Origin of the sequence: Flavobacterium ardleyense (assembly GCF_042686085.1) — a bacterium.
Lineage (GTDB): Bacteria > Bacteroidota > Bacteroidia > Flavobacteriales > Flavobacteriaceae > Flavobacterium > Flavobacterium ardleyense.
The window spans coordinates 562141-582498 of record NZ_JBHUOL010000018.1; the positions used below are offsets into that span (position 1 = coordinate 562141).

Here is a 20358-nt window from a genome sequence, read left to right on the forward strand (position 1 = left end):
TGTTTTTTACAAAAATATATAATTTCTATAACATTTTAATCAAATTGGCTTTTGTAAATTTGCATAATGTTACAACGAGCCTTCCACAAATATATAGATAATTTCAGAGGTTTTTCTCGCGAAATTTGGATTCTTGCCTTAATCACATTCATCAACCGTGCCGGAACAATGGTACTTCCTTTCTTATCGAAATATTTGAAGGAAGATTTGGGTTTTACGTACAGCGAAGTCGGCTGGATAATGGTAAGTTTCGGCTGTGGTTCAATGGTGGGCTCATGGCTTGGCGGCAAACTGTCAGACAAAATTGGATTTTATAAAATTATGATTTTCAGTTTATTAGTTAGTGGAATTGGATTCTTTGTCTTGCAAACAATTACAACTTACCACGGCTTATTATTGGCTATATTCTTAATTATGGCGGTTGCCGATATGTTTCGCCCTGCAATGTTTGTTTCTTTAGGTGCTTATGCCAAACCCGAAAACAGAACTAGAGCGTTAACATTAGTACGATTAGCCGTAAATTTAGGTTTCGCAGCCGGACCAGCGATGGCTGGATTGTTAATTATGAACGTGGGATACAAAGGCTTATTTTGGGTAGATGGAACCAGTTGTATCTTGGCTATCTTAATATTCTGGTGGCAAGTAAAAGAAAAAAAGAAATCTATTTATACCGATAAAGAACATCCGAGTGAAGTTTTAACACATTCCGTTTTTAAAGACGTACCGTTTTGGATTTTCCTTTTTGGAACTTTAATTACAGGTATTTTATTTTTTCAATTGTTTACTACCTTACCCCTTTATCACAAAGAACAGTTCAATTTAAGTGAATTTCAATCGGGTTTATTGCTGACTTTAAATGGTCTTTTAATCTTCTTCTTAGAAATGCCAATAGTGACCTATATTGAGAAACACAAAATCAACAAACTAAAAATACTTGCTTATGGTTGCGTTGGAATGGCAGGAAGTTTTTACATTCTTCTATGGAATGGCTGGGCAGGTTTTTTAGTCATTATGATGCTCTTTATGACTTTTGGCGAAATGCTAGCTTTCCCTTTTTCTAATTCTTTTGCTATGAGTCGCGCCCCCATTGGTCACGAAGGCCGTTATATGGCAATTTTCACCATGAGTTTTAGTATGGCACATATTTTAAGTGCAAAAACCGGAATGGAAATAATTGCTACTTATGGTTATCAGGGCAACTGGTTTTTTATGGGAACATTAGGTTTTATTGGTGTTTTACTCTTTTATTGGGTTATCAAATTGGTTAAAAAAGAACCGCCAAGATACCTATCAACTACAAAAGAAGTTAAATAACTACATAAATAGTTAAATAACTACATAAATAGTTGTATAACTAAAAATATAGTTATACGTTTGTTATTCGATAATTTAGAATAACATAAATAAGCTATGCAAAAGTTAACCAACAAAGAAGAAGAGATAATGCACATTTTATGGAAGCTAAAAAAAGCTTTTGTAAAAGATATCTTAGAGGAAATTACGGAAGATAAACCGCATTACAACACACTTTCTACCATTGTTAGAAATCTTGAAGAGAAAGAATATGTGGGTTATACTGCCTATGGAAAAACGCACCAATACTTTCCTATTGTAAAGATTGAAGAGTATCGTAAAGCATTTATGTCAACGGCTATTGATAATTATTTCGATAGTTCTTATAAAAATTTAGTTTCTTACTTCGCTGAAGAAGAGAAAATTTCGGCATCAGAACTTCGTGAAATTTTGGCTTTAATCGAACAGAAGAAATAAATATGGAAAGCTACCTAATTTATTTCGCGAAAGTAAACGGACTTTTGATTTTGTTCTACTTGCTGTATGTTTTATTTTTACGAAAAGAAACATTCTTTACCTCTAATCGATGGTTTTTATTGGCCGGATTATTTATTTCGGTCACATTGCCATTGTTGACTTTTACTAAAACTATTTTGGTAGAGCCTACTCCGATGCCTGAATTTTATACTGAAAACATAGTGAGTCAGAATTTCGAAGTAATTACAGGTGTTCAAGAAACGCATTTTGATTGGTCTTTAGTTCTGCATAGCATTTATGGAATTGTAAGTCTCTTAATCGTGTTGAAAATTGGTATTGAATTATTATCATTTTTTAAAACACTCAGAACACAAAACATTCAAAAGTTAACTAATTATTCCTTAGTTGAATCCACTTCTAGTGAAAATCCCTTTTCATTTTTCAACTATATTGTGATTAATAAAAATCGATTTTCGGAAAATGAATTGCAACATATTTTAACGCACGAAAGCATTCACGTAGCGCAAAAACATTCGTTGGATGTCTTACTTTCCAAGTTATTCTGTGCTTTACTTTGGGTCAACCCAATTATATGGTTGTATCGAAAAGCCATTTTACAAAATCTTGAATTTATCGCGGATAAGTTGAGCTTCGAACAGATCGAAAACAAATATGACTATCAAATAACCTTATTAAAAGTTGTGACTAATCAACACAATTTAAGTATTACCAATCAATTTTATCAATCATTAATCAAAAAACGAATCGTTATGTTACACACAAATCAATCCCATCAAAAGAATGTTTGGAAGTATGCTTTTATACTTCCTGCATTAGTAGGTTTTATGTTATTATTTCAAGTAAAAACAGTTGCTCAAGTGAAGGAAAGTAAACTCAAAACAGCAAGTTATGCCGTTTCAACAAGTTATTCCTCAATAGTGACTAAAAACACAAGCGATAAAGAATTAAAAGAATTAGAGAAAACATTTTCAGGAGAAAATCATAAGCTGCTTATTTCACAAGTGGAACGAAACAAAAACAACGAAATTATTGCTATTAAATTAGTTTTTGATTTGGGTAGAACCTACGTGCGTGTTTTTGAACGTAAATCTACAAATCCAATTACTAATATTAGAGTTTATGTAGATAAAGATAATAAGGACGAGAAAACCTTTGGTTTTGAAGACATTACTGATGCGAAAGTTGTTGAAGCCATTGAAGTTGATGATTTAGAAGCTATATCGATTGAAGGCTATGAATCAGATAAAAACCAAACGTATTGGAGTTTCGACAATATGAAAAAGAATGGAGAAGATGTTGTGCTAATCATCAATGGAAAAATTAAAGGTGCAACTGAAAAAGTAAAAATTCCATTTAATGAAGAACTTGGCGATATGAAAGAAATAATGCCTGCAGAATTTGAAAAAAAATACAAGCAAAAAGCGGATAAAGAGAAAATATATTATGAAGTTGAAACCGTTAAAGAGAGAATTCTTAGCGGAAGTAGTACTGAGGAATTTAATGCAAAAGAAATTTTAAAACCTGAGGCGAACCGATTATTAATTATCAACGGTAAAGAATATCCTTCAAGTGAAATACCACCTGGTGCAAATATAAAAGCCGATTACTTAGCAACATTAAACGAAGAGAAAGGCATAGAAAAATACGGAGAAAAGGGGAAAAATGGAGTTTTTGAAATTGGTGGAACTTACAGCATTGAAATGAATGGAAAAACCTTATCGTCTGGAAAATCGAAAGTAAATATTCAAGAGGAATTGGCAACTTCCAATAAGCAGAGAGAAATACAAGCTCAACAAAATTCTAAACTTAGTGAAGAAGAAATTGCTAGCCGAACTGAAAGAAGAACTAATATGGAACTTTCTAGAAAAGAAAGAGAAATAGAAACGCAAAAAAATTCTAAACTTAGTGAAGAAGAAATTGCTAGCCGAACTGAAAGAAGAACTAATATGGAACTTTCTAGAAAAGAAAGAGAAATAGAAACGCAAAAAAATTCTAAAATTAGTAAGGAAGAAATTGCTAGCCGAACTGAAAGAAGAAAGAATATGGAACTTTCTAGAAAAGAAAGAGAAATAAAAGCGCTACAAAATTCTAAATTTAGTAAAGAAGAAATAGAAATTCGTGTTGAAGAAAGAAAAAAAATCATTGAAGAAAGAAAAAAAATAAAATTAACTTCAATAACCAAATAACACAAATAAATCCCGAAAAACTTCGGGATTTATTATTTTACTATATTTGCAAAAAAAATAGCAATGTTTAAAGTTTTGGCCAAGATTAATAAAATCATTTTACCAAGTTTCACCAAGCAAGGTTTGAATCCTATTTATGCAAAAAATTGGCAAAAAGCAATTATTGCTTATCGTTATTGGGTCACCGTTAACAGCCTAGATTAATACGTTAAGGCCGCAAAAATTGGTCGTGTTCCTAATTTTTCTCTTCCGTTTAAAAATGCCAACTCCATAATGAAGTTCATTTGGATGATTTCACCGCCTAATTGCTCAACCAATTCACAAACTGCTTTTGCGGTTCCTCCAGTGGCTAAAACATCATCGTGAATCAACACCTTATCTCCTTTTTGAATGGCGTCAATGTGCATTTCTAAGGTATCCCTACCATATTCTAATTCATACGAAGCACTGATCGTTTCATAAGGTAACTTTTTAGGTTTTCTTACAGGAACAAAACCAGCATTTAGTTTTTGTGCTATTAAAGTACCGAAGAAAAAACCACGACTCTCTACTCCTACTACTTTATCAATTTTTATATTTTCAAGTGTTTTTACTAATGTTTCTAAACAAAAATTAGTGGCTTCGGGCGAAATTAATAAAGGTGTAATATCTTTGAAGCCAATTCCTTCTTTTGGAAAATCCTGAATATCACGGATATAGTCTTGTAAGTTCATTTTTTTTATTATTATTTTTAGTTTAGACTTGCAATGTACACATTTATTCCTATATTTGCACCCGCATTGAAGGCCTCGTGGCGCAACTGAATAGCGCATCTCATTACGGCTGAGAAGGTTACTGGTTTGAATCCAGTCGAGGTCACAAAATTAAAACCCTAATATATTGTAAACCAATATTTTAGGGTTTTTTTGATTTTAAAACATATAGATTCTTGTTAAACTATTAAAAAAACATAGAATATCATCCAATTACCAAAGCATCTTGACTAACTACATTGCTGTCTTTTTTCTTAAAAGGTATGATAACACCTTTTATATGCAAACCTTGTAAAACATCTAAGTCATCGATTTTAACAAATTGAAATTCAATATCTTCAAAAGTAATGAAATCAAAATCTAGCAAAATCTCAAAACTGGCAATTTGTCCAATTGTTTTTTGCTTGATATGTAATCCCTTTTCTAATTCAAAAGGTTTAAAATTATTTTTAAATAAAGGAAATAGTGTTTGCTGACTTAGTACATCCTGAATTCTTAATTTGGCAATTTTCTTCTTTTTAAACCATATTTCAATTTGGTTTTTAGGAGTTGGCAATAAAACTATAGTTTCAACATAAGGAACTACTTCTAAACTGTCCCAATTTTCTTCTTTTAGTTTTAAGAAAAAAAACGGATCTATAATTATTGCCGGAAATTCCTTTTTGTAATCGCCAGCAACTACTTCCCATCTCTGCAAAGTAGCAACAGGAAGTTCTAGTTTCCGGTATTCGATTCCCTCACCAAACCAAGTGATTTTAAGTTTATTTTTCAATTTTATTTAGGCTACTAATTTGGGGGTTTGAATGCTTTCGGCTTTTTATAAAAATAAAAGACCTTCATAAAGTACGCAAATTTAGTTGAAAATAAAAGAGTAATTCAACAAGTACCAGAAATAAAATAACCTCAAGTGAAATTATTTTATTTCTGTTTTTATTTATAAAAATGTTTAAACCAGAATATTAAAGTGCATTAGCGGCGTCATATCCTGTTTTTATCGCGTGCGAAATATCAGCAACTTCGCTACAATCCCCGACTTTCACTACTTCAATATTATTTTTAGTTAGTTCGGAAATATCAAATTTTGTTGGACGAGCACCAATAGCTAAAACTACATAATCACAAGCAATTCTTACCTCGTCGTTTTCTTTATTTTCACAGATCAATTCGTCAACTTTAATGCTTTTTACTGTATGTCCTGTAAAAACCTCAACTCCATAAGTGCGATAGTTCTCTAATAACGTTGGTAAAACCGTACTGCTAACACCATCCGCAATCGTATCTTCCATTTCAATTAAAGTGACTTTACATCCTTGTTCTGCTAAATATTCAGCCGTTTCACAACCTACCAAACCGCCTCCAATTACAGCAACACGACCTTGCACTTTTTGTTCGCCCGAAAGAATTTTCCAAGCATCACAAACGTTTTGTCCTTCAACTCCTGATAATGTTGGTGTAAAACTTGAAGCACCAACCGCGACAATTACTGCATCGGGAGATAAATCTATAATATTTTGAATAGTTGCAGTTTGCCCTAATTTTATAGAAACACCTTCCACTTCTACTGCTCTTACAAGATCTTGAACAGCTCGATACATTTCTCTTTTTCGAGGTGGCACATCAGCAATATTCAGTTGGCCTCCCAGCCTATTTTCTTTTTCGAACAAGGTTACATTATGTCCTTTTTTTGCTGCTACTCGAGCTGCTTCTAATCCCGCAGGACCACCACCAATTATTATCACTTTTTTATTTACCAAAGCAGGTGTAACACTTCGAGTTTCTTCAAATCCGTTTTCAGCATTCAGAACGCACGCCACAAAAGCTCGATTTTGGATATTATCAGTACAACCTCTATTGCAAGAAATACAACGTCGAATATCACAAGCTTTCCCTGCAACTGTTTTATTTATCCAATCCGGATCGGCTAATAATGCACGACCAAGTCCAATCATATCTGCTTTTCCGCTTTCAAGTACGCCTTCTGCCATTTCTGGATCAATAATTCGACCCACAGCACTAACAGGAATTGAAACCGCATTCTTCACAACTCCAGCAATATCAACAAAAAAGCAATAAGGTTGAACACCCATTGGTGGAATTGTGTCTGCCAAATTCCCTGTATGATTTGCCTGTGCAACGTGTAACATATCGATTCCTGCTTCTTCAAGCCATTTTGCAAATTGCGGTGCATCAACCTCATCGATACCGCCTTTTCCTCGTTCTGGCGTTACAACCGGAAATTTATATTCCAAAATCATATTCGGAACTGCTTTTTTCAAAGCATCAACTAATAGTAATGCAAAACGCGTACGATTTTCTAAAGAACCACCAAATTTATCGGTTCGGCTGTTCATTTTTGTACTACAAAGTGCTCCAACTAATCGATCTCCGTGAATTTGAATTACATCAACACCCGCTTTTTCAGCACGAATTGCACAATCACACATTTTTTCGATAATCTTAAGTAAAGATTCTTCTGTCACTTCATTGACGAAAAACTGCATATCGTGATGTAATCTTGTTCGCACTTGCTCCATTTTACCATTGTCAAACAAGGTATTTAAAGCTTCACAATCATATTCCGGATGAAAGATTTGAATTCCTAATTTTGCTCCATACAGATGAATACTATCGGCAAGTAAACGAAAACTTTCGATCTGACTGTCTTCAAAAAGCTTAGGCGTAGGTGCAAAACTTCGAATCGGAGCCACATCACCAAGAACAATATAACCCACACCACCTTTTGCCAATCGCGTATAAAAAGCTCGACTCTGCGAAGTGATGCTTCCGTCCTTGTCTTCATATCCGGTAGTAAGTGGCGGAAACATAATGCGATTCTTAAACAAAATGCCTCCGACGGTGATTGGTTCTAGTATTTTCATAATATTTATTCTCAAATGATTTGTAAAATTACAGCTTGAAAAGCACGACCGAAATGACATAAATCATTTTCCGCGGCACTCATAAAACCTATGTAGCTCATTATAAAGCTTATTTCCTACAAAGCTGACACCTTTTTCTAGCTCAAAAATATAATTAACAAAAATTTAAGTTCTGTTGGTTCGGTACTTTGCGAACCAGTTGTATCTTTGTAAAAAAAATAATGGAATCGACACATAAAGAAAGAGAAGAAATAATCGAGATGTTCGGTATTCACTTTGAGTCTGTATTTGAGATTTCACCCTTAGCGGGAAGAATCTTAGGAATTTTAATTGTAGACGGTTGCAGAACCGGATTAACATTCGAAAATTTAATAGAGAAATTAGGTGCTAGTAAAAGTTCCATTTCTACAAATTTGAATCTACTCCTTAAAATGGAGAAAATCACTTACTTCACAATTGCAGGTGATCGAAAAAAATATTACAAGCCAGCACCTTTGAGTGATCGTTTGTCCAGTTATCTTAAAATGCTAAAATCAGAACAGCTGATAATTGATAAAATGATTCATTACAGAGAAAAAACAGTTTCTTGCTCTGAAGAACAATTTAGCTTAGACAATGCTCAATTCTATAAAACCCATTTAGAACAAGTCGAAGATTTAATAGTAAGAACAATAGCCGAATTCAAAGAAACAGAAACCATAAACAAACAATAATAAAATTAACAAAATGATGAAAAAATTAGTTCCCATACTAGCTGTTTTACTTGTTATTTCCTCTTGTGGAAAAAATGAACAACAAGCACCACCTCAAGGTCCAGCACCTTTCCCGGTTCAAACAGTAACAACGCAAGATGCAACAGTATATCAAGAATATACAGCACGTATTGAAGGACAACAAAACGTTGAGATTCGTTCAAAAGTTAATGGATTTATTGAAAAAATTTATGTTGATGAAGGTCAAGTTGTAAAAAAAGGCCAAATCTTATTTAAATTAGAAACACAAACCCTAAACCAAGATGGATCAGCTGCAAAAGCAATGGTTCAAGCGGCGCAGGTTGAAGTTGATCGTTTAAAGCCACTTGTAGAACGTCAAATTATAAGTAGTGTTCAACTAGAAACGGCAAAAGCAAGATTGGCTCAGGCTAAAAGTGCTTACGGAAGTATTGCAGCAAACATTGGCTACGGAACAATATATTCTCCAGTAAATGGTGTTGTTGGAAGTTTACCGTATAAAGCAGGAAGTTTAGTAAATCCTGCAAGTGAAATGCCATTAACTACAGTTTCAGACACTAAAAACATTCGTGCTTATTTCACTATGAATGAGAAACAATTGCTGTTTTTTAGTAAAACTTTTAACGGTGCAACTACAGCAGAGAAATTAAAAGTTGTTCCTGAAGTATCATTGCTTTTAGTAGACAATTCAGAATATGATCAAAAAGGAAAAATTACGGCTATCAACGGTTTGATGAATGCTACTACTGGTACAACCGAGTTTAGAGCAGAATTCACAAACCCACAAGGAATCTTAAGAAGCGGAAGTAGCGGTGTTATTCGTTTACCAATAGTAAGTAAAGATATTATTGTTGTGCCACAAAATGCTGTTTTTGAAGTACAAGGAAAACAAATCGTTTATGTAGTTGATAAAGAAAATAAAGTAAAATCTAGAATCATTGAAACCAATGGAACTTCTGATTTGAATTTTATTGTTACTTCTGGACTTTCGAATGGTGAAGTTGTAGTAATTGAAGGAACTTCGAAATTGAAAGATGATATGGTAATTGCACCTCAGTCAAAAACGGCTACTCCTGAAAAAGTTGAAGTTATTGCTAAAGATTCGGTACAACCAAAAACTACAACTGCTAACAAATAAGAATCAAGATGTTAAAAATATTCATTGAGAGACCCGTTCTCTCCACCGTAATCTCCATCTTAATTACCATTTTAGGTGTTTTAGGATTGATGTCATTACCAGTAGAACAATACCCAGAAATTGCGCCTCCAACTGTTCAAGTTAGTGCAACTTATACAGGTGCAAATGCTGAAACCGTATTAAATAGTGTGGTTATTCCACTAGAAGAAGAAATTAACGGCGTAGAAGGTATGACTTATATGACTTCTTCTGCCGCAAATGACGGTTCGGCTAAAATTTCGGTTTACTTCGAATTAGGAGTTGACGCTGATTTAGCTGCTGTAAACGTGCAAAACAGAGTAGCTCGTGCTACTTCAAAATTGCCTCAAGCTGTAGTGCAAACTGGTGTTACAACCGTAAAAAGTCAGACGAGTGCTTTGATGTTTTTTGCTTTGTATTCTAATAATGACATTTATGATGAAACGTATATTCAGAATTATGCAAAAATCAACCTTGTACCGAAATTACAACGTGTAAAAGGTGTAGGACAAGTTAACGTTTTTGGGGCGAAAGATTATTCAATGAGAATTTGGATTGATCCTGCAAAAATGGCAACATATAACTTAACACCAAAAGATATTCAAGCGGCTTTACAAGAACAAAACGTAGAAGCAGCTCCAGGTAAATTTGGAGAAAATGCAGAAGGTGTTTACGAATATGTAATCAAATACAAAGGACGTCTGTCTGAAGTGAAAGATTACGAAAACATTGTTGTAAAAGCTACAGGAAATGGAAATTTCTTACACCTTAAGGATGTTGCAACGGTAGAATTAGATGCGTTTAACTACGGAACTAAGAATATCGCCATGGGTAAAGAAGGTGTTGCTGTAGGTGTATTCCAAACTTCTGGTTCTAATGCTCAAGATATTATTGACGAAGTTGTAAGTATTCTTAATGAGACAAAACCATCTTTCCCTGATGGAGTAGATTATGTAATTCCTTACAATACTAAAACGTTTTTAGATGCATCTATTAGTAAAGTGATTACAACTTTGATTGAAGCGTTTTTACTAGTATTCTTAGTAGTTTACATCTTCTTGCAAGATTTTAGATCGACTTTAATTCCTGCTATTGCAGTACCAGTAGCTATTGTTGGAACATTTTTCTTCCTACAAATATTTGGTTTCTCTATCAATATGTTGACGCTTTTCGCGATGATTTTAGCAATTGGAATTGTCGTCGATGATGCGATTGTCGTCGTCGAGGCCGTCCACGCCAAGCTTGATGAAGGTGCCAAATCTGGAAAAGAAGCTACCCACTCTGCAATGAGTGAAATTACGGGAGCAATTATTTCGATTACCTTAGTAATGGCAGCGGTATTTATCCCAGTTTCATTCTTAGGCGGACCTTCTGGAGTATTTTACAAACAATTCGCGATTACTTTAGCTATTGCTATTTTAATTTCGGCAGTTAATGCTTTGACTTTAAGTCCAGCTTTATGTGCTTTGTTTTTAAAACCTCACGCAGATTCAGATCATAGTAAGAAAAACTTTAAAGAGAAATTCTTCATCGCGTTCAACGCAGGTTTTGACCGAATGAACAATAAATATGTTAAGTCTCTTGGATTCTTAGCTAGAAAAAAATGGATTACAGTTGTAGGTTTATTAGCTTTTACAGGAATCACTTTCTTATTATTCCAAACTACACCTTCTGGATTTATTCCGAATGAAGACCGTGGAATTATTATGGGAGATTTAACGCTTCCTCCGGGAACAACGTTAGAGAAAACGCAAAAAGCAGTTAAAGAATTGGATTCAATTTTAGCCTCAATGGATATTATTGAAGCAAGAATGAACGTTGTTGGTTTCAGTTTATTAAATGGAGTAAATGGAGGTTCTTATGCCTTTACAGTAATTCGATTGAAAGATTGGGGCGACCGTAAAGAAGCAAATCAATCAGTTGACGCAGTAGTTGGTGAATTATTTGCAAGAACAGCACATTTCAAAGATGCAAAAGCATTATTTTTCACACCTCCAAGTGTACAAGGTTTTGGATCAGCAGATGGTTTCGAACTAAAAATACAAGATAAAGGTGATGACGATTGGGCTACGATGAGTAAAGTAAGTAATGAATTCTTAGGCGAATTAATGAAAAGACCTGAAATTCAATACGCAATTACCAACTTCAACCCGAATTTCCCACAATATCAAATGGATATTAATGTGGAAAAAGCTAAAGATGCTGGCGTATCGGTAACCGATATTTTCAATACGATGCAAGGTTATTATGGTGGATTGTATACGACGGATTTCAATAAATTCGGGAAACAATACCGTGTAATGATTCAAGCAAAAGCATCGGATCGTGAAAATTTAGAATCAATTAATAAGATATATATTAAGAACGCAGCCGGACAACAAGTAGCCATCAGCCAATTTGTAGATTTTGAAAGAATTTATGGACCGGAAGCTGTAGCTCGATTTAATATGCTTAAAGCAGTTAACGTGACTGGTAAAGCGAAACCTGGTTACAGTTCTGGAGACGCCATTAAAGCGATTCAAGAAGTAGCAGCCGAACATTTACCAAAAAGTTATACCTATGAATTTTCAGGAATGACTCGTGAAGAAATTTTAGCCGGAAGTCAAGCAATTGGTGTATTCTTATTGAGTTTAATCTTTGTTTACTTCTTATTGAGTGCACAGTATGAAAGTTATTTAGTACCACTTTCGGTATTACTTTCTCTTCCTGTAGGAATTGCTGGTGCGATTGGATTTGTAAAATTAGCGGGATTAGAAAATAATATTTATTTCCAAGTCGCCCTGATTATGTTAATTGGACTGCTCGCCAAGAATGCGATTTTGATTGTGGAGTTTGCGATACAAAGACGTCGAAATGGAATGGATCTTGTCGCCGCTTCCATTGAAGGAGCAAAAGCACGTTTACGTCCAATTTTAATGACATCATTAGCTTTTATCTTCGGATTATTGCCGTTAGCATTTTCGTCAGGAGTGGGAGCCGTAGGTAACCGTTCTATCGGAATGGGAGCTGTTGGAGGAATGTTAGTAGGAACTATTTTAGGAGTATTCGTTATTCCAATTTTGTTCATCATTTTCCAAAGCTTACAAGAAAGAATTTCGGGAAAACCATTTGAAGAAAAAGAAGATGACGTACCATTTTTTAAAACAAGAAAATGAAAAATAAACTATATAAAGGCGCGCTTTTAGTAATCACCGCAACAATGATGCAATCGTGTTTTGTTGCCAAAGAATACAAACGACCTGAATTAAAAACAGAAAATTTATACCGAAATGAAGTAGTAGCAACTGACACTACTTCACTAGGAAATGTGTCTTGGGATCAGGTGTTTACCGATCCACTTTTGCAAGGCTACATTAAGAAAGGACTGCAAAACAACTTAGACATCCGAATTGCAATGCAAAACTTAGTGGCTGCTGAAGCGACTATGAAACAAGGAAAAGCAGGTTATTTCCCAACTCTTTCTGCTGGTGCCGATTGGACGCATCAAGAATTGTCTAAAAACAGTCAATTTGGAGCATTGCTTTCAGACCGAAGCACCGACCAATATCAACTAGCAGGAAATTTATCTTGGGAAGCAGATATATGGGGAAAAATCAGAAGTAACAAACGTGCTGCTAATGCATCATTTTTGCAAACAACAGCAGTAAACCAAACGATAAAAACGCAATTGATTGCTACTATTGCTTCGACTTACTACCAATTACTTTCTGTAGATGCTCAAATTAAAGTGGCTGAAAAAACTTTAGTCAACAGAGATCAAAGTATTGAGACTATTTTAGCTTTGAAAACAGCCGGAAATGTTACAGAAGTTGGTGTAAAACAAACCGAAGCACAGAAATATGCAACGGAATTGATTATTGCCGATTTAAAAAACAACCTTATTTTCCTAGAGAATACGATGAGTGTTTTATTAGGCGAAGCTTCCACTAAAATTGAACGTAACACTTTTGAATCACAAACGATGCAACCGAATATCACGTTGGGTGTTCCTGCAAATTTGTTGAGAAACAGACCTGATGTTGTTGCTGCGGAATACAATTTGATTACGAATTTCGAAATGACAAATGTGGCAAGAAGTGGCTTTTATCCCACTTTTAAACTTACAGCTTCAGGCGGACTTCAGAGTATTGATTTGAAAGAATGGTTTAGTGCAAATTCACTTTTCGCGAATATCATTACGGGTTTGACCCAACCGATATTTAATCAACGTCAAGTGAAAACGAAATTCGAAATAGCGAAAGCCAATCAGGAAAAAGCTTATTTACAGTTTGAACAATCGTTATTAACCGCTGGAAAAGAAGTTTCAGATGCGTTAGCGCAATACAATAACGAGACTTATAAACTTACGGTTAGAGAAAAACAAGTCGATGCACTTAAGAAAGCTTCTGAATTTTCAGATGAATTATTGACGTATGGTTTAGCAAATTACTTGGAAGTTTTAACTTCTAAAAATGATGCTTTAAACGCAGAATTGAGTTTAGTAGATAATAAATTTCAACAATATAAAGCCATTATCCAATTGTATAGAGCACTTGGAGGAGGATGGCAATAAATTAGAAAAGAAAGTTAAGTTTTGTTTTTTGTTTTGAAAGCCACTGAGTAGAAATACTTAGTGGTTTTTTTTTGTGGTTTAAAGAACTATAGTTTACTAAAATCACAGTCTTTTTAAGCACTTCAACTTTTATAAAAACGACACAAAACATAAAAACCAAACTCGCTTAAATGTCTTTAAATGTGGTTGGTTTTATTACTTTTATCAGGAAATTTGATTTAAAATGATGGTGTGCAACGGTCACCCATGTTGGCAGATGTTTTTTAGATTATTTTACTCCCTTTTTTCCTATTGCAACTTAGGCATAAAAGTTGAATATTTTTTATTGTATTTGCACCTCCCTTTGAAACAGGGATTATATGGTCAAATTCTAATTTTGAATTGCTAAAACAATTTACACATTTCTCTTTGTCTCTTTTCCAAACTGCTACTTTTACATTAGTTGGAATTGATTCTCTTTCATGTTTGCCTGAGTAATGATTATTATCAATCAAGCCTGCATCCAGTAATTCTTGTATTACTTCAGACTCGTATGTTTTTCGTTGTTCTTGTTCTAATATTTTTCTACGAATTGAATCTTTGATATACTGTTCCTTTCTTACTTTATTTTTAATTTTTTCATTATTTTTAATTTTTTCAATCTCTTTTTTGTCTGCAACAATTTTATTTTGTCTTTCAATTTCAAATTGTATTCTTTTTCTATTTTCCAACTCCTCTTCTTTTTTTACTCTTCTTTTTTCATCTTCAATTTTCTTTGTATTGTATTCAATTTTTTCTAATTTTTCTTTTACTTCAATTCTAATTAGTCTTGCATTTTCATTTTTTATTTTTCTGGTTTTTTCTACTTCTGTAAATGATTGCCAAATTGTATAAGCCTCAGATTTTGCTTCTTTTATAATATCGCCTATAATTAGTAAGTCTTCTTCCTCATTTTTAACTTTTGGGTTTTTTCTACGACTATTCATAGTTTTACACTTCTGATTTGTAATTACTTCTTCTATTTTACTAATGACATCAGAACCCCTAATCTTATCTTGAATTTTTATATTATAGTCTTTAATTAATTCTTTTTTTCTAATTTGACTTAAATTACCCCAATATTCTTCACTTAAATTGAGAAGTTTAAAATTAAAATTACTAATTGATTTAATTTCAATATCATGATTTTTTCTATTTTGATTTTTTAGGAAAGGACGTAGTAATATTGCAATTGTATAAACTACTTTAAAAATAATTGGAATTAAAAGTAAATAAACAATTGTAAAAGATTCTGTCGTTATTGCGACAATTGGTATAACAACGTAAATGCTTATTACAATATATGGCCACCAATATACTTCACTTTTTTTCATACAAATTTTAATTTTCAAACACTTTTAAAAATTTGTCTTTTGCTTCGATAAAATCAAAATAATTTTCAAAATAATAATAAATAAATGGCGATTTATTGACATCTTCTTTATCGAACTTATTTATTCTTAAATTTTCTTCATTAACAATTAAAAGTAAATCAGAAATTAATTTTTCATCCCAAAATTCAATAATTGTTTCACGAAAACACCAATTTACAATTACTTCATTTATAATTAAATCATCTGCTTTGTGAAAAAAATCGAAACTCAAAATATTTTTAAAGCTCAAATAGTCGCCTCCATTCTGACAATGTAACGAATAATTTTCGGTTAGAGCATTAAAGTATTTTTCTTGTAAATTGTTAGAATTCATTGTAAATATTTATTAGTTAACTGAATTATTATGTTATGAATTTTACCTACTTCGGGTAAAATGTCTGCCAACTAATAAATATACGAAAGTCAACAATTTAAATTCATAAATATTTATAAAAAAAATTCAAAGTAATTATATATAATTAGTAAACATGATCTCAAAAAAGATTCTAATACCTATTAACACAATGTAAATAAATACTATTACTTGTATTTGCGATGAAATTTATGCTTGTGCAACCAAATGATTCATAGGTAATTACAAAAAATACAAACGATTTATTTTTAAATAAATTTACCGTTCATTTTTCTGGATCGTTTTCTTTTTTTAAAGTTACATGAGGTGAATAACCTAGCAACTGCATATTTTTAAAAAGATAATATTTCGTGTGGAGAACAAACATCAATCTAATCAATTTTATCCCATTTACTGTAACTTTATTTCTTCCTTTTCAACGTATTTATTATATGAAAATCAAAACATATACTTATCCTATTTTAAATTATTCATGGAATTTTAAAAAAACAGCCCAAACGGTAAGAGTAAATTTCGTGTGCTACTTCAATACGAAGTAAAACACGAAATTACATTTTTAGCTAAATGCTTTGAAGGAAAATTAGTTTAGCAGTAATTTCTTGTACTGTAGCGTTCCATTGCAATTAACTTCTAAGAAATAAATACCAGTTGCTTGTGACTCCATGTTAATTATAAATGTGCTTGTATCTTTTGCTATTTGAATCAATTGCCCCATCGCATTCATTACTTTAAAATTTGAATTCATAGGCGATTCCACCGTAAAATTCGAACTGCTAGGATTAGGATATACTTTAATTGCATTTTCACTGGTTGCAAAATCATCTGTTGCTAATGCAGCTGTAGGAGGTAAATAAAAGTTTCCGGTTAGTAAAAACTGATACATTGTTTTTAGCGTATGATTGAAGTAACTATTAGGTTCGTTTAAATTTTTTAAATCGTCATAAGACGCATTCATGTGTGCTTGATTTTCACCCGCAGTTGCAGCGCAAGCAAAGGCACCAACAAATGTAGCGTTGTGATATTGTCCTGAAGGACTTCCATCTTGATTATAACCATCTACAATGTTTGCAGTTCCTCCCAAATTTACACGCACAAAATCAGAACATTTTTTTGAATAGCTTTTTGCTTCTGCCGATCCATACCATAAATAATCAACTGCAATTCTCCAAGGAGTACGAGCCGCATCATAAGTATATTTCTGTCCGTTATTAGCATAACCTCCTGCTTGACTAGAATAGGAGCCGTCTGCTTGGCACCAATCTGACACCAAACCTCCAGCGACATTATTTTGAGTTAAATTAGCATTAATTATTTCGTACGATTTACTAGAAACAGCGTTCCAATAAGCCACATCGTTTGTAAACGTTCCAAAAGCACGATAATATCCCGGTGCAAAATAAGAAGGATTCGTTAAGGAACTACCTCCAAACATATCTCCAGGTTTTAAAACAAATGTATTTGCTTCAACCTCATATTGTTTAATTATCGCTATTAAAGATTCTGCATCCGTTCGGTAAGATGAAACACTATTAGTTCCCCATTGATAATCTGCAACAATTAATGCCATTGCCACATCTAATTCTGCGTCAGTCGCACCATTTTCACCAATTGTTCCAGAGCAGCCATTGATTTTCCAATTCATAACGCCGCGCGCATTTCTATTGTCCTTATAATACAACCACAAGCCGTCAAAAGTAGTTTTGTCTCCCTTGTAAGCCGTTAAAAGCATTCCGTATGCAATTCCTTCTGAAACTGTCTGAGTACTTGCATCAAACTTAACGCGAAAGCGCCCATTAGCACATGCTTCTACGAAATTTGTTTTCCAAATATCATAACTGTTTAAGGCGTCTTGACTGTTTTTTTTAACCGCAACTAAGCCATTACCATAAGCAACATTTGCAGGAAATGGTTTTGTCTGTGCATAAGAAAATGTGGAAACTAAAAAAAATCAGTGCTATGAATGATTTTTTCATTTCTAAGTGAATAGTGTTCATTGGGATGTAATATTTTTACAATAGTACTACAAAATACACCATTTCACAAATTAGAATTTTTAGTTTCTATAACTAGCAGGACATTTTTCTTTACTATTCCAAAAATTCATTTTGATAGTAATTTCAAAATAAAATAAAAAAGACAAAAAACATAAATTGAATATAACAAACACGAAATCAGCATTTTATATACCAAAAAAATGCTGATTTAGAATTACTATCTTATGTGAATTTCTCATAAGATTGCCAATATTTATCTTTAAAAATATCAATTTCTATTTCAAATTTATCTTTGTATTTTAATTGAAATTCATAAAATACTTTTGATGCTTTTCTAAAATCATTACAAGCGAAATATAATTCTCGTTCACTTTCTGCTGTTTGTCTTCCAATATTCAAATTACCTTCTTTATCTTTTAATTGTTCCAACATTTCATCTTCAATTTCATTGAGTAATTTATAGTCGTGATCATTAGGCATTCCGTTTGTTTCCTTTCCATCGAATTTAAATATTATAATACAAACCCAAGGGTGCGAAGCTTTACTGTCCCAGTTTAGCAATTCGGTATTAACAACGGCTAATAACTTATTACCGCTTTTCAACTCGGCTTCAAGCAATGAAAAAGAATCATGCTCAGTATCATAACGAATACCTTCATATTTTTCAATAAATTCCTTTTGACGCCAATTTAGAAAATCTTTTAATTTTGAAATAGGAACAAGCTCTTTTTCAACCTCTTTCTTACCAATTATTTTTAAATTATCAATAGTTGTTAAAAAGTCGATTTCACCTAAGTAATTATCTAAGAAAATATAGGTTCCATTTGCAACTTCGTTTCTATTCTCTTCATTTAAATCATCATGAACTACCTTGATATCAATTTCATCTGGATAGGCTGCATTATCATTGGCATAAAAATAAAGATTGTCAGCACTAAAACTATAATCCCCCATGTTGATGGCTAAATTATCAATATCCACAGGTCTTTTATGCGCTGTTATTTTCCAACCTTCAATTTGTGGTGCATCATTTACAAGCTCTTCTACAAAAACTACATTTTTAGCATTTCCATCTGCAGTTAAAATCAGTTCCGCCGTATTGTCATCAAACATTCCTGTTAGAAAAAAATAACCTTCTTTCAGTTCAGCTAGTTTAGGCGAAAGTTTATCGAAAAAATCCCTTTCGATATTTTTACGACTTTTTACAATTTCATAAAATGATTTCTGATTTTGCTTGAACCAGTCCCAAAATTCTTCATAAGAATTAATTTGTTCCTTCTTATTTCCAAATATATTTTTTAAAAAACTCATTTATTTTAATTTGTTATGTGTTGTTAGGTAATATCTCGCGCGACTATTATAGGATTTGTCATTTGGGATGAAGTTACTAATTTTTAAAAAACAATCAATTTCAAAGTCTTATTAATGTCTGTTATCACAATGTAAGTAAATACTATTGTAAGGCTTTTCAATGAAATTTATAGCGCTACAGCCAAAAGATTGATATAGGAATCCAAAAAAAACAGGTGGCTTATTTTTAAATAAATCTCCAGTCCATTGTTCAGGTAAACTTTCATTTACAACATCATCAAAACTAAGTGGTGCGGACGATGCAGATTCTCCTTCTACAAATATCTCTTCCAAAATTATTTTTTTATTAGCACTTTCCACTATGACTAAATGATTATCATTCAGTAAATAATAGTCCAAATTATTAATTTGGAACTTATAAAGTTTACTGATTTTTGTAGCGTCAATTTTTTCACTTTTCACTTCTTTTGGAAACTGATTAGTTGGGATTTTCTTCCAAATAATGGGTTTTATCTTACCTTGGTTAAATGGATTTTCACTGCCTACATAAACCAAAGCATCATAATAAACGCCCATATCTTTTATAGACAATTTATTTTCCAAATCGAAACCGATTAGATAATCATCCGGATGTATTGGCGCTTCCGCTCCATAAAGCGAAATATGAGCTAAAAGAGGTAATTCTTTAACTTGAAAAGTATAAATAGAATCTAAACGGTAATTGTAAATAAATACTTTATCCGTCTCTTTAATCTTCATAAGTTTGAAAAAACGAGTTCTGTATTTTTCGCTTAAAGTATGAAATTCTCCTATTTCATTATTACCTAAATATTCATCTGCAATAGCTATTGAATCTTTATGTTCGCTCCAAGGAAAAATATCCGTTAAGGGAATAAAACCAGTAGATTTATTGGTGACTTTTTCATAGCTATTCAGTGGATAGATAATTAAATCGCCGTACTTTATTCGAATTTCATCTTCAATATTATCCTCATTAGGAATTGTATCCGTGAGTCTTACATCTTGAAGATTATTTGCCACCACAATAGTTGATTCTTTTTTTTTACAACTACTAAGTTGAACTGAAACAAGTAAGATTAATAAATAGCAAGTACTTTTCATTGTAGACGATGTTTTATAATTATATATGCCCGAAGTTTTACTAACGTTCCAAAGCTTTCATGATGTTCGCAAATCTCTTGAAATTAACATTAGTTTTATTGCAACTTTTGAGAAATCGAA

The 20358-nt window shown here is 32.7% G+C and carries 16 protein-coding genes, 1 tRNA gene and 1 pseudogene; 9 read left to right on the forward strand and 9 right to left on the reverse strand.

Annotated features, from left to right (window positions below):
- Positions 1 to 66 precede the first annotated feature (66 nt).
- The 4 genes from ACFSX9_RS12610 to ACFSX9_RS12625 all read left to right on the forward strand — a co-directional run bounded on the left by ACFSX9_RS12610 (position 67) and on the right by ACFSX9_RS12625 (position 4181).
- Positions 67 to 1314: an MFS transporter gene (locus tag ACFSX9_RS12610; RefSeq protein ID WP_379808193.1), complete on the forward strand. Its 1248-nt coding sequence runs from the start codon at positions 67 to 69 to the stop codon at positions 1312 to 1314.
- Positions 1315 to 1410: 96 nt separating this feature from the next.
- Complete coding sequence (locus ACFSX9_RS12615; protein WP_379808195.1) at positions 1411 to 1770, forward strand: BlaI/MecI/CopY family transcriptional regulator; 360 nt, start codon at positions 1411 to 1413, stop codon at positions 1768 to 1770.
- A 2-nt stretch (positions 1771 to 1772) separates the two neighbouring features.
- Positions 1773 to 3977, forward strand: a complete 2205-nt coding sequence (locus tag ACFSX9_RS12620; protein WP_379808197.1) for a M56 family metallopeptidase — start codon at positions 1773 to 1775, stop codon at positions 3975 to 3977.
- Between the two features lie 63 nt (positions 3978 to 4040).
- Entirely contained in the window at positions 4041 to 4181 is a 141-nt protein-coding gene (locus tag ACFSX9_RS12625) for an SsrA-binding protein (RefSeq protein ID WP_322550710.1), read from the forward strand.
- Here ACFSX9_RS12625 and ACFSX9_RS12630 read toward each other — a convergent pair.
- Positions 4178 to 4690: an adenine phosphoribosyltransferase gene (locus tag ACFSX9_RS12630; RefSeq protein WP_379808199.1), complete on the reverse strand. Its 513-nt coding sequence runs from the start codon at positions 4688 to 4690 to the stop codon at positions 4178 to 4180. The genes ACFSX9_RS12625 and ACFSX9_RS12630 overlap by 4 nt on opposite strands.
- Positions 4691 to 4761: 71 nt before the next feature.
- On the opposite strand from ACFSX9_RS12630, the gene ACFSX9_RS12635 reads away from it, so the two are divergent.
- Positions 4762 to 4835, forward strand: a tRNA-Arg gene (locus ACFSX9_RS12635).
- Between the two features lie 99 nt (positions 4836 to 4934).
- On the opposite strand, the gene ACFSX9_RS12640 is transcribed toward ACFSX9_RS12635, so the two are convergent.
- Both ACFSX9_RS12640 and bilR read right to left on the reverse strand, forming a co-directional pair.
- Positions 4935 to 5501: a hypothetical protein gene (locus ACFSX9_RS12640; RefSeq protein ID WP_379808201.1), complete on the reverse strand. Its 567-nt coding sequence runs from the start codon at positions 5499 to 5501 to the stop codon at positions 4935 to 4937.
- Between the two features lie 187 nt (positions 5502 to 5688).
- Positions 5689 to 7608, reverse strand: coding sequence for a bilirubin reductase, long form (gene bilR / locus ACFSX9_RS12645; RefSeq protein ID WP_379808203.1), 1920 nt, complete (start codon positions 7606 to 7608; stop codon positions 5689 to 5691).
- A 221-nt stretch (positions 7609 to 7829) separates the two neighbouring features.
- On the opposite strand from bilR, the gene ACFSX9_RS12650 reads away from it, so the two are divergent.
- From ACFSX9_RS12650 to ACFSX9_RS12665, 4 genes are read left to right on the forward strand one after another with little or no spacing between them, the layout of a single operon-like run.
- Entirely contained in the window at positions 7830 to 8321 is a 492-nt protein-coding gene (locus tag ACFSX9_RS12650; RefSeq protein ID WP_379808205.1) for a GbsR/MarR family transcriptional regulator, read from the forward strand.
- Between the two features lie 13 nt (positions 8322 to 8334).
- Entirely contained in the window at positions 8335 to 9477 is a 1143-nt protein-coding gene (locus ACFSX9_RS12655; protein WP_379808207.1) for an efflux RND transporter periplasmic adaptor subunit, read from the forward strand.
- Between the two features lie 8 nt (positions 9478 to 9485).
- Entirely contained in the window at positions 9486 to 12650 is a 3165-nt protein-coding gene (locus ACFSX9_RS12660) for an efflux RND transporter permease subunit (protein WP_379808209.1), read from the forward strand.
- Positions 12647 to 14047: an efflux transporter outer membrane subunit gene (locus tag ACFSX9_RS12665; RefSeq protein WP_379808211.1), complete on the forward strand. Its 1401-nt coding sequence runs from the start codon at positions 12647 to 12649 to the stop codon at positions 14045 to 14047. Before ACFSX9_RS12660 ends, ACFSX9_RS12665 begins: the two co-directional genes overlap by 4 nt.
- 263 nt (positions 14048 to 14310) lie before the next feature.
- Here the strand turns inward: ACFSX9_RS12665 and ACFSX9_RS12670 are convergent, their stop codons facing one another.
- The 6 genes and pseudogenes from ACFSX9_RS12670 to ACFSX9_RS12695 all read right to left on the reverse strand — a co-directional run bounded on the left by ACFSX9_RS12670 (position 14311) and on the right by ACFSX9_RS12695 (position 20238).
- Positions 14311 to 15399, reverse strand: a complete 1089-nt coding sequence (locus ACFSX9_RS12670) for an HNH endonuclease (RefSeq protein ID WP_379808213.1) — start codon at positions 15397 to 15399, stop codon at positions 14311 to 14313.
- Positions 15400 to 15406: 7 nt separating this feature from the next.
- Positions 15407 to 15772, reverse strand: coding sequence for a hypothetical protein (locus ACFSX9_RS12675; RefSeq protein ID WP_379808215.1), 366 nt, complete (start codon positions 15770 to 15772; stop codon positions 15407 to 15409).
- A gap of 619 nt (positions 15773 to 16391) precedes the next feature.
- A complete protein-coding gene (locus ACFSX9_RS12680; protein WP_379808341.1) occupies positions 16392 to 16694 on the reverse strand; it encodes a T9SS type A sorting domain-containing protein in 303 nt (100 codons plus the stop codon).
- 3 nt (positions 16695 to 16697) lie between these two features.
- Positions 16698 to 17708 (reverse strand): annotated as a pseudogene (locus tag ACFSX9_RS12685) (glycosyl hydrolase family 8); the annotation flags it as partial.
- Positions 17709 to 18027: 319 nt separating this feature from the next.
- Positions 18028 to 19116 (reverse strand): DUF695 domain-containing protein, encoded by a 1089-nt coding sequence (locus ACFSX9_RS12690; RefSeq protein WP_379808217.1) that lies wholly within the window; start codon positions 19114 to 19116, stop codon positions 18028 to 18030.
- Positions 19117 to 19227: 111 nt separating this feature from the next.
- Positions 19228 to 20238, reverse strand: coding sequence for a hypothetical protein (locus tag ACFSX9_RS12695; protein WP_379808219.1), 1011 nt, complete (start codon positions 20236 to 20238; stop codon positions 19228 to 19230).
- Positions 20239 to 20358 lie beyond the last annotated feature (120 nt).

Excerpts from the sequence above, each read along its gene's own strand:
- ACFSX9_RS12660 (WP_379808209.1), top strand. The coding sequence starts at position 9,486 with ATGTTAAAAATATTCATTGAGAGACCCGTTCTCTCCACCGTAATCTCC.
- ACFSX9_RS12620 (WP_379808197.1), top strand. The coding sequence starts at position 1,773 with ATGGAAAGCTACCTAATTTATTTCGCGAAAGTAAACGGACTTTTGATT.
- ACFSX9_RS12625 (WP_322550710.1), top strand. The coding sequence starts at position 4,041 with ATGTTTAAAGTTTTGGCCAAGATTAATAAAATCATTTTACCAAGTTTC.
- ACFSX9_RS12670 (WP_379808213.1), bottom strand. The coding sequence starts at position 15,399 with ATGAAAAAAAGTGAAGTATATTGGTGGCCATATATTGTAATAAGCATT.
- ACFSX9_RS12675 (WP_379808215.1), bottom strand. The coding sequence starts at position 15,772 with ATGAATTCTAACAATTTACAAGAAAAATACTTTAATGCTCTAACCGAA.
- ACFSX9_RS12690 (WP_379808217.1), bottom strand. The coding sequence starts at position 19,116 with ATGAGTTTTTTAAAAAATATATTTGGAAATAAGAAGGAACAAATTAAT.
- ACFSX9_RS12615 (WP_379808195.1), top strand. The coding sequence starts at position 1,411 with ATGCAAAAGTTAACCAACAAAGAAGAAGAGATAATGCACATTTTATGG.
- ACFSX9_RS12630 (WP_379808199.1), bottom strand. The coding sequence starts at position 4,690 with ATGAACTTACAAGACTATATCCGTGATATTCAGGATTTTCCAAAAGAA.
- ACFSX9_RS12665 (WP_379808211.1), top strand. The coding sequence starts at position 12,647 with ATGAAAAATAAACTATATAAAGGCGCGCTTTTAGTAATCACCGCAACA.
- ACFSX9_RS12655 (WP_379808207.1), top strand. The coding sequence starts at position 8,335 with ATGATGAAAAAATTAGTTCCCATACTAGCTGTTTTACTTGTTATTTCC.
- ACFSX9_RS12610 (WP_379808193.1), top strand. The coding sequence starts at position 67 with ATGTTACAACGAGCCTTCCACAAATATATAGATAATTTCAGAGGTTTT.
- ACFSX9_RS12650 (WP_379808205.1), top strand. The coding sequence starts at position 7,830 with ATGGAATCGACACATAAAGAAAGAGAAGAAATAATCGAGATGTTCGGT.
- bilR (WP_379808203.1), bottom strand. The coding sequence starts at position 7,608 with ATGAAAATACTAGAACCAATCACCGTCGGAGGCATTTTGTTTAAGAAT.
- ACFSX9_RS12695 (WP_379808219.1), bottom strand. The coding sequence starts at position 20,238 with ATGAAAAGTACTTGCTATTTATTAATCTTACTTGTTTCAGTTCAACTT.
- ACFSX9_RS12680 (WP_379808341.1), bottom strand. The coding sequence starts at position 16,694 with ATGTATCAGTTTTTACTAACCGGAAACTTTTATTTACCTCCTACAGCT.